Origin of the sequence: Oligosphaera ethanolica (assembly GCF_030814695.1) — a bacterium.
In the GTDB taxonomy this organism is placed as follows: Bacteria; Verrucomicrobiota; Lentisphaeria; order Oligosphaerales; family Oligosphaeraceae; genus Oligosphaera; species Oligosphaera ethanolica.
This window is the reverse complement of the sequence record NZ_JAUSVL010000001.1, coordinates 4,724,632-4,735,866: the sequence shown is the minus strand read 5'-3', so window position 1 is coordinate 4,735,866 and position 11,235 is coordinate 4,724,632. Positions and strand designations below refer to the sequence as shown.

1 protein-coding gene (only partly in view) is annotated in these 11,235 nt (G+C 57.0%); it reads left to right on the top strand.

Annotated features, from left to right (window positions below; all coding sequences use genetic code 11):
• The first annotated feature begins 214 nt into the window (after positions 1-214).
• Positions 215-11,235, top strand: the start of a protein-coding gene (locus J3R75_RS16485) for a leucine-rich repeat protein (RefSeq protein WP_307263863.1). It continues 17,884 nt past the right edge of the window; only the first 11,021 of its 28,905 coding nucleotides appear in the window; it begins with the start codon at positions 215-217; the stop codon falls past the right edge of the window.

The window sequence follows — 11,235 nt, the reverse complement described above, 5'->3', positions numbered from 1 at the left end:
CCATATCGGGCAACGAATTACAGCCAATAATCCACAACAATCACGATACGACGGTGTGGATGCACCGCCTATCAAAACGCCAACGTGGTCACCGGGAAAGACCTGGCACTGGAGAACAAAACGACGTCTATCTCGACAATGTGAAAAATCGTTAAAATCATCATCACAAAATTCTTATCACCACCACCAATGATTGGGAAGAAAGGCTCAGGTCATGAACACCCACACAGTCTTCTCAGGTGAAAAAGCCAGTGACACCGCCATGGTCACGCGCAAGCCAACACTCCAGGCTCGCCCTCGCCGCAGTCTTCCCCGAATTATGCTGGCCATGGCGGCAATACTAGCCATGGCGTGGCCACCACTCTACGCGCTTGAAGCCAATCCCGACACGGACTTCGTCGTCAAAGAATATCGCATTGGCGATACTGTCGGCGTCATGATCACCGACTACGTCGGCAACAGTGAGACAGTCGTCATCCCCCAAGCCATCGGTGGCAAACCGGTTCTGGCCATTGGCCCCGGGAGCGGCCTAACCAACTTGAACGCCATGGGCTACGACTCCCGGGACGCTTTCAGTCAATCAGCGGCAACCAGCATTATTGTCCCAGAGGGAGTGCGCGAAATCCACGACGGCGCCTTCAATAACTGGGAACTGGAAGCCGTGCAGCTGCCGGCGTCGCTGACGACCGTCGTTGGCAATCCCTTTGTCGGCATGAGTTCCATGGAAAATCTGGTCACGATCGAGATAGCCAGTGGCAACCCAGTCTTTTCAGTCGATGCGGCTAGTGGCATGCTTTTGGCCAATGGCAATGAACTGGTCTTCTGGCCCATGGCTAACCTGGAAAATCACGTCCAGGACGGCATTCTGACCATCCCGGCAAGCGTCACCCGCATTGGCCCGGCGGCTTTCGACTACAATATGGTCTTTACCGGCACCCGCAGCACCGGCTATGCCCCCGTCTTCACTGGCGTGGATTTTCCACCTAGCCTCAACGTCATCGGCAATTTTGCCTTCGCCAACTGCGACCTCAATCCGGTGACGGTGCCCGAGGGCGTCGGCACATTAGGCACGATGGCCTTCAACTGCCGCTTGCATCTGCCGGCATCTCTGGACACTCTCTTCGGCAATCCCGCCTACGGCAACCCGATCGGCCTTGCCGAAGGCAATCCCAACTTCCGCATTGATGATAATGGTAATCTACTCAACACCACCGGCGACACAGTCTTCGCCTTCGCCCCAGGCGCGGAGCAGGATGACACCCCATTAGAACGCCGTCGCGGCACGCGCGAAGCAACGCAAGTCGTCATACCCGACACCGTGCGGCACATCGCCCCCCAGGCCTTCGTCAATATGCCCATGGAGACAGTGCAACTGCCAGATAATCTGCAAAGTATCGGCGAACGCGCCTTCTGGGGCTGTAGCGAATTGGAAACACTCGTCATGCCTGACAGCGTCAGCTCCGTTGGTGCCGGGGCTTTCGCGGATTGCCGGGGATTGACCAACGTAGTCCTGGGGCCGTCCATCAGCGCCATACCTGACGATATGTTTCTTAACTGCTGGTTGCTACCTGCAGTCATCCTCCCTCCAGGCACCACTGCCATTGGTGCGGGCGCCTTCTTCGGCTGCAACGATCTCAATGCCCTGATCATCCCCGACGGCGTGACCGCCGTTGGCGACCACGCTTTTGGCTACTGTTATTCGCTAACCGAACTCAACCTTCCCGCCGGCCTCAGTCATCTCGGCAGCCACGCCTTCTACAACTGCAGCAACCTCACCGCCATGACAATTCCCAATGGTATCACCGCCATTGACGACTTTACATTCTACGGCTGTGGCAGCATGATGAGCATATCCCTTCCCGACGCCCTCACGCACATCGGCGAAAGAGCATTCATGTACTGCTACGACTTGGCTGCATTGGCCATTCCCAAAACAGTCAGCAACATCGGTCCTGACGCCTTCAACTCCTGCACCTCCCTACAAGATTTGCTTTTCCCCGACTCAGTCACCAGTATTGGCCCAGGCGCCTGCATGAACTGCAACCGGCTCCGCTCAGTGACGCTCAGCCAAAATATGTCCCAAATCAGTGACATGCTCTTCCAAGGCTGTTCACAGTTGCGCGCTCTCGACATCCCCAACAGCGTCACCAGTATTGGCAACGCCGCCGGTAAAAATTGTACCCTGTTGAGCTCGGTAACCATACCGTCCACAGTAATCAGCATTGGTGAGGAAGCGTTCGCCGCCTGCCGGGGCCTGACCGACCTCACCATCCCCGACAGCGTCGCCAACATCGGTACAGCCGCCTTCCGCGCCTGCCAGAACCTGGCGACCATACAGCTGCCGGCCGCACTCACCGCTGTTTCCCCCAGTCTCTTCGAGTCTTGCCAGAAGCTAACTGCAGTGGCCATCCCACATATCGTCACCAACATCGGCGAAAAAGCCTTTTTCGCCTGCTCCAGCATGGAGAACATTGAGTTACCGAACGACCTGCTCAGCATAGGCCAGGAGGCCTTCAGTGGCTGCACGGCTCTTGGCAGCATCGACCTGCCAGTAGCCCTCACCAATATTGGCCCCAAGGCCTTCTACAGTTGTAACGCACTGCCTGCGGCGGCCATTCCCGCCAACGTCACGGATATCGGCCTCCAGGCTTTCAGCCGTTGTGATCTCCTCACGGCTTTCACCGTCGATGGCGCCAACAGCGCCTACGCTCACAGTGGCAGCGGTATTCTTACCAACAAGGCCGGCACCACCATCATCCAGTTCCCAGCTGGGCTTGGCGGCAGCATCGATCTGCCTGACACGACCACGACCATCGCCGACTTCGCTTTCCACGGCAGCGGCACCCTCAATATCGTGAATATGCCCAACAGCGTCACCAGCATCGGCAATGACGCCTTCAGCTTCTGCCCCCAGCTCGGTACAGTCAACGTCGGTAGCGGCCTCATCTGCATCGGCAACAATGCGTTTATGAACTGCCCCCAGCTCAGTACCTTTGGCTTCCCAAACGGCCTGACCAGTATCGGTAATTCAGCCTTTGCCGGCTGTGCCGCCCTAATCGCGATCAGTCTCCCTGACTCAGTCAACAGCTTAGGCACTAACGCCTTTGCCAACTGCGGCGCCATGCAGAGTGTCACTCTTGGCAACGGCATTCTCAGCGTACCCGAAGGCTGCTTCACCACCTGCAACAGCCTCACGTCGCTCAACCTCGGTCAAAACATCACCACGATCGGCCCCAACGCCTGCCAAAATTGTTCCGCACTGCTCGCCGTCGTCATCCCCGAAGGAGTGACAAGCATTGAAGATGGGGCGTTCATGAATTGCACCCGGCTCGCCGAGGTCACCCTGCCCAGCACCCTGACGACCATCGCCCCAAACGCCTTCTTCAATTGCCAAGCGCTTACAGCAATCAGCATCCCCGGCGGCGTCAGCACCATCGGTGCCAATGCGTTTAGTCAATGCGCCGCGCTGGGGCTGATCAATCTCGCGGATGGCATCCAAAGTATCGGCAATGACGCATTCAGCCAATGCCCAAGCCTGGGCAGCATCACTCTCCCGGACAGTCTCACCATCATTGGCAGCAACGCCTTTGCCGGCGACACCGCCCTGCAGAGTGTCTTCTTTGGCCAAGGCCTGACCACCATTGGCACCAACGCCTTTGCCGACTGCCCACAGCTGAACACCTACACCGTCGCTGCGGACAATCCGTCATTCGCCCATTCCGCCGCCGGCGTCCTTTTCAGCAAGGACCTCAGTGAGCTGGTCATGGCGCCACAGGCTCTGCAGGGGCAATTTCAGGTCCCCGATGGCGTCACTCACATCGGCCCCTGGGCTTTCGCCGGCTGTACGGCCCTCACCGGCATCATCTTCCCAGACAGTCTGACCGACATTGGTGAAGGCGCCTTTGCCGCCTGCGCCGCACTGGCCCAAATTAGCTTCGGCAACGGCCTGGCCACCATGGACGACAACGCCTTCAACGGCTGTTCAGCCTTGACCGCCGTCGGCTTGCCGGACAGCCTGACCAACCTCGGCGAAAACGCCTTTAGGGGCTGCCAAGCGCTGAGTTCAGTCACCCTGGGCAGTGGTCTGGCTCAAATCAGTAGCGGCGCTTTTCAGAACTGCGTGACATTGCCAGCCATTATCCTACCGTCACAAATACGGCAGATAGGCGACACCGCCTTCGCCAACTGCTCCGCGCTGCAGAGTATCGCCTTCAATGAAGGTTTGGCAAGCATCGGCAACAGCGCTTTCGAATCTTGTGCGCTCCTCGCTAACATTGCCTTGCCTAGCACCTTAGCCACCATCGGCAACCATGCTTTCGCCTACTGCAACAGCCTCGCCTCAGTGGTCATTCCCGACAGCGTCACGTCATTGGGCTATTACGTATTCAGTTCCTGTCAGAGTCTCACCAATGCCACCATTGGCAGCGGCATCAGCGCCATCAGTGACGGCTTGTTCAACAACTGCGCAGCCCTATACAGCATAAACCTGCCAGCGACCACTACCAGCATTGGCTACTACAGCTTCGCCAACTGCCAAAGCCTCAGCAGCTTCACCTTCCCCGATGCCGTGACCACACTAAGCGCCAATGCCTTTGCCGACTGCGAGTCACTAAGCAGTGTCGTTTTCAACAACGCGCTCGTCAGCATCGGCAACAGCGCCTTCACGAACTGCGAGGCGCTGGGGGCCGTTTCCATTCCTGACAGTGTCAACACCATCGGCAACTACGCATTCAGTGGGTGCAGCAACCTTGCCAACGTCCAACTCGGCACCGCACTGACCACCATCGGCAGCAGTGCCTTCCGCTACTGCGATATGCTTATCACCATCACTATTCCCGATAGTGTCGTCAGCATCGGCGACAGCGCGTTCTATTCCTGCGAACAACTGCGCAACGTCACCCTGAGCAATCACCTCGCCAGCCTTGGCAATAACGCTTTTTACGACTGTTATGAACTGCAAAGTATTGCCCTGCCGCCATCGCTGACCAGCATCGGCCAGTACGTCTTTGCCTACTGCGAAGCATTATCCGCTGTGGTCATTCCGGAAGGCATTTCCAGCATCGGCAATTCTGCTTTCTACTACTGCGACAGTTTGACCAGCATCACCATTCCCACATCCGTCACCAGCATCGGCAACTATGCCTTTGCCAACTGCTACGCCCTCAGCACCCTCACTCTGCAACCGGGCTTGACCAGCATCGGCAATTACACTTTCAGCTACTGTGAGTCTCTGCTCGCCGTAATCATCCCGGATACTGTCACCAGCATTGGCGAAGGCGCTTTCGCGGGTTGCAATAACCTGCAAACGATTTATTTGGGCAGCTCCCTGGCAAACATCGGCCCACAGGCTTTTGAAGACTGCCACAACCTGCAAGGGTTTACTGTTGCTGAAACCAACCCATACTATTCACATGACGAACGTGGCATTCTTTTTGACAAGGACCAAACCGAACTCATCGCCTTCCCGCCGAGCTTCAGTGGCAACTACGTCCTGCCGAATACCGTCACCAGCATCGCCGACTACGCGTTCTATTATTGCCAGGGCCTGACTGGCATCGTCATCCCTGATAGCGTCACCACCATCGGCGAGGGCGCTTTTTATCAATGCGAAAACCTGCAGAATGTCACCCTGGGCGAAGGCATCACCACCATCAGCGACTTTGCCTTCTACAGCTGTAACATGCTAATCGGCATCAGCATCCCCGGCACAGTCCAGCGCATCGGCAACAGCGCCTTCGAAAACTGCAGCGCCATCACGACCATAATTATACCTGACAATGTCACCAGCATGGGCAGCGCGGTTTTCGCCAACTGCCAGTCACTGCAAAGCGTCACCCTCAGCAACGCGCTGACGGAGATCAGCGACAATGCCTTCAACTACTGCCGCGCCCTAACCACCATCAACTTCCCCGACGGCATCACCAGCATTGGCAACAACGCCTTTTATTACTGCCACAAACTCACCGACATCAATCTTCCCATTGCCACGACCACCATCGGCAGCTACGCCTTTTACTACTGCATCGGTATAACCACCTTGGCCATGCCCGGCGTCACCACCATCGGCGATACGGCCTTTTACAACTGCACGGCTCTTACCAACCTGGTCCTGCCAGCGTCGCTGACTAGTATCGGTCGGCAGGCGTTCTATTACTGCCAGGCTTTAACTAGCCTACAGATACCCGACGCGGTCACCAGTATAGGCAGCTACGCCTTCGCCTACTGCAGTGGCTTGACCGATGTCAACTTGGGCAACGGCCTCACAGAACTCAGCGACTACCTCTTCTACCACTGCCAGGCGCTGCAAAACGTCACCTTTGGTAATCACAGCCGCAACGCTGGCAATCTCATCCGCAGTGTTGGCAATAGCTGCTTCTATCAATGCACCGCTTTGGAAACCATCGCCCTGCCCAACGGCCTGACGACTATCGGCAACAACGCCTTCCAAAACTGCAATAAGCTGCATACCCTTGCGCTGCCGGACAGCGTCACCAGCATCGGCAATAATGCCTTCCAATACTGCAGCGCTCTGCGAGAGCTCAGCCTTGGCAACAGCCTCCTCAGCATCGGCCACTACGCATTCAGCCGCTGCTCGGCCATCACCAACGTCATCTTTCCCAACAGCCTACTTTCTATTGGCAACTACGCTTTCATGGGCTGCTCCTCCCTGCAGAACGTGACCATACCCGACAGCGTCACCAACATTGGCGAGCAGGCCTTTGCCGATTGTACTGCCCTTACCGATTTCACCTTCGGCGATGGCGTCACCGCCATCAGCAGCAATCTCTTTAGGGGCTGCCGCAGCCTCGCCCAAATCGTCATCAGCAGCAATATCAGCACCATTCAAGACAACGCCTTTGCCGGCTGCTCCAGCCTCCTGCAGTTCTATGTCGAGGACGGCAATACGTCCTTCACCGTATCCGCCGACGGTTCAATTCTCAACGCCGCCGAGGACCATCTCTTGCTCGTGCCAACAGGCCGTTCCGGCGCCTACGTCGTCCCCGAGGGCATTACGGCCATTGCTCCCTATGCCTTTGCCAGTTGCGTGAACCTCACGTCGATCGTCCTCCCCAACAGCTTGCTCACTATTGGTCAGCATGCCTTCGACAGCTGCACCGGCCTCACGACTCTGACCATCCCCGCAACTGTCACCAGCATTGGCGACTACGCCTTCGCCAACTGCACCGGCCTCACCACCATGATTATCCCCGACGCCGTATCCAGTATCGGCACTGGCCTTTTCGACAACTGCAACGGTCTTGGCTCCGCTCACATCGGCGCGGGAATCACCGCCATTCCCGATCTTTGTTTCAACAACTGCACAACGCTAGCCGAAGTCACTTTGCCCAACTCGATCACCAGTATTGGCAACGGTGCTTTCGCCTACTGCTATGCGCTAACCAGCATGATCCTGCCACCAGCGCTGCTCAGCATTGACGACGACGCTTTCAGCTCCTGCACCGCCCTTGCGTCAGTCACTTTCCCTGAGACCCTCACCACCATTGGCAGCAGTGCCTTTGATGACTGCACCGCGCTCAATAATCTCACTCTGCCCAGTTCCCTCCGAACCATAGGCAGCGGGGCCTTCTACGGTTGCAACGCCCTAGGCACCATCGTCATTCCCGAAGGCGTCACCGCACTGGGTGCCAGCGCGTTCAACAGCTGCAACAACTTGACCAGCGCCACGCTGCCAAACTCCCTCGTTACCCTGGCCGACAGCACTTTCAGATACTGCAGCAAACTCTATAGCATAAGCTTTGGCAACGCCCTGCAGACCATCGGCAACTACGCCTTCTACGGCTGCCAGCTTCTCGACAATGTCGTCATCCCCAACAGCGTCACCAGCTTGGGCGATTACGCATTCTTCGAATGCAGCGCCCTCAGAGCGATTGTCCTGCCCTATGCCTTGGCGCGAATCCCCCGCTACTGTTTCTACAGATGCCGCAGCCTCAACAGCATCAACCTGCCCAACACCATCACCAACATTGGCAACCAGGCGTTCTATGACTGCACGGCTTTGGGTTCCCTGCAGATTCCCGACAGCGTCGACAGCATCGGCTACGCCGCCTTCTACGGCTGCACGGCCCTTGACAACGTCATTTTCGGCGCGGGCCTCACCCTCATCAGCGAATATGCTTTCTACTACTGCGAAGCCTTGGCAGAATTGGTCATTCCCGACAATGTCATCATCATCGGCGAATACGCCTTTGCCTACTGTTACAGCCTGACCAGCGCCACTATCGGCAATGGCGTTACCCAGCTGCCAGCAAGCGTCTTTTACGACTGCGAGTCCCTCACCAACGTCCATCTGGGCAGTGGCATCAACAGCATTCATGACGATGCTTTCACCGGCTGCGAGCAACTCGAAGCATTCACGGTGGTTGCCGACAACCCAACCTACGTCCATTCCGACGACGGCGTGCTCTTCTCCAAAGATGGTAGCATACTGCTTAGGTATCCCCCGGGCAAAAGTGGTCCGGCGGTCGTTCCCGAGGGCGTCACCAGCATCGCCGATTACGCATTCTACTATTGCACTGGCCTCACCGGGGTCACCCTGCCCAACAGCTTGCTCAGTATCGGCGAATGTGCATTTTGCAGCTGCGAAGTCCTTGCCCAAATAAACATCCCCAACAGCGTCACCGGCATCGGCGACTACGCCTTCGCCGACTGCTACGAACTGACCACCCTCTCCCTCGGCAACGGCCTGACCAGCATTGGCCACTATGCCTTCAGCAACAACTGGGAACTCACCGACGTGACTGTCCCTGACAGCGTCACCAAAATGGGCGAATACGCCTTCAGCTCCTGCTACGCCATGAGCGACGTCGTCATCGGCAACGGCCTGACGACTATCGCCCCCTACGCATTCTATTCATGCTCGACAATCACCAACCTCACTTTGGGCACGGCCATCACCAGCATCGGCTCCGATGCATTCTACGACTGCGAGTCGCTCCAGGCACTGCAGCTGCCTCCCGCGCTCACCAGCATTGCTAATTATGCCTTTGCCTACTGCGATAATCTACAAACCGTGCACTTCAATGACGCCCTGAAGACCATTGGTGAATACGCTTTCTACAATTGCCAGAAGATTGACGCCATCGGCTTTCCGAACAGCCTCGAAACGATCGCCGCTTATGCCTTCTACAATTGCCGCGCCCTAGCCGCAATTACCTTCGGCACGGGCCTGAAAAACATTGGCCGCTATGCGTTTTATGGCTGTTACGCGCTGACCGAACTGGCCCTGCCGGACTGCCTCGGCAGCATCGGCGACCACGCTTTCGCCTACTGCACCGCCCTCGTCAGCGTCAACACCGGTAACGGCCTGAGCGAACTACCGCAGGAGCTGTTTGCAAACTGCAGCGCCCTCAAATACGTCACCATCGGCAGCGCCGTCAACGCGATCGATACCACTGCCTTCAACAACTGCCCGCAGCTCCTGGCCTTTACCGTCGCTGAAGGCAACACGACCTACGCCAACACCGAGGACGGCGTTCTCTACAACCAGGATTTCACCGTGCTCATTCAGACGCCCATCGGCAAGACCGGCGATGTCGTCATCCCCAACGGCGTCACCAGCATCAACCCTAGCGCCTTTGCCAATTGCAGTGGGATCAATTCTATCACACTGCCCAATACCATCACCAGCATCGGCGACCGCGCTTTCCAAAACTGCAACGGCTTGACCGCAATCGTCATTCCCGACAGCGTCACCAGCATCGGCGAATACGCTTTCAGTAACTGCAGTAACCTTGCAGAAGTAACCCTCAGCAACGCCCTGACCAGTCTGGGCCGCTATGCCTTCCAAAGCTGCAGCAAACTCACCGAAATCATCCTCCCGAATTCCCTGACCGCCCTTGCGGATTATGTCTTCAACTCCTGCAGCGCCCTGACCACTATCACCTTGGGCAACCAACTCCTGACCATCGGCGCCTACACCTTCGGCAATTGCAGCGCCTTAACCAGCGTCGCTTTCCCCGACAGCCTGACGAGCATTGGCGACAACGCCTTCAGGAGCTGCACGGCACTAAGCTCCATCACCTTCGGCAGCGGCCTCAACACCATCGGTCACTACGCTTTTTACAATTGCTATGGCCTTACCGAATTGCTTCTCCCGCAAAACCTGACCAGTATCGGCGCCTATGCCTTTTACTCCTGCAACAAAATCAGTGGTCTGGACATTCCCGATAGCGTCACCAGTATCGGCAACAACGCATTCTATTCCTGCTCATCCCTACTCAGCGTCACCATCGGCAACGGCCTCACCAGCGTTAGCGACTATTGTTTCCGCTACTGCAGCAAACTGAATACCCTCACCTTGGGCGAAAATGTCACCAGCATTGGCAACTACGCTTTCAGCAGCTGCTCACTACTGAACACCATCCACTTCAACACCGCCCTTACTAGCATCGGCAGCTACGCCTTTGACAGCTGCAACGCCTTGACAACGCTGACTATTCCCGACAGCGTCACCAGCGTTGGTGAACGTGCATTCAGCTACTGTGGCAACCTCACCAGCGTCGTCATTGGCGACGGCTTGGCCACTCTCAATGACAATCTTTTCAACAACTGCGGCAAACTCCAGACCGTCCACCTCGGCGCGGCCGTCAGAACCATCAGCAACAGCGCCTTCCAATACTGCAACAGCCTCATTTCCTTCACCGTTTCGCCGAACAATCCCTACTACCGAAGCGAGGATGGCCTGCTTCTTGATAAAAGCGGCGACAGCATTGTCCGCATGCCCCCCGCCAAAACCGGCGACATCGTTATACCGGAAGGCATCACCCATATCGCCAGCTACGCCTTCCACTCCTGCGCCAACATCAGCAACATCATCCTACCCCAAAGCCTGGTTGCCATCGGCGACTACGCATTCTACGGCTGCACCAGTCTTAGCGGCATTGACATCCCCGCAAGCGTTCAAACCATCGGCAACTACGCGTTCTACAACTGCAACCAGATGACTTCCGTCACTCTGCACGATGGCCTGGCCACCATCGGCCATTACGCGTTCGCATCCTGCTCGGCCCTCGTGGACGTGGTCCTACCCGACACCACCAGCAGCATTGGCGACTACATCTTCTACTCCTGCACCAACCTACTCAGCGCCCGCATCGGTGCTGGCATCGGCACCATCAGCCAGTACGCCTTCAGCTACTGTGGTAGTCTCCGAGACGTCCTTATCCCCCCAAGCGTCACCAGCATCGGCTATCAGGCGTTTAGCAACTGCAGCAG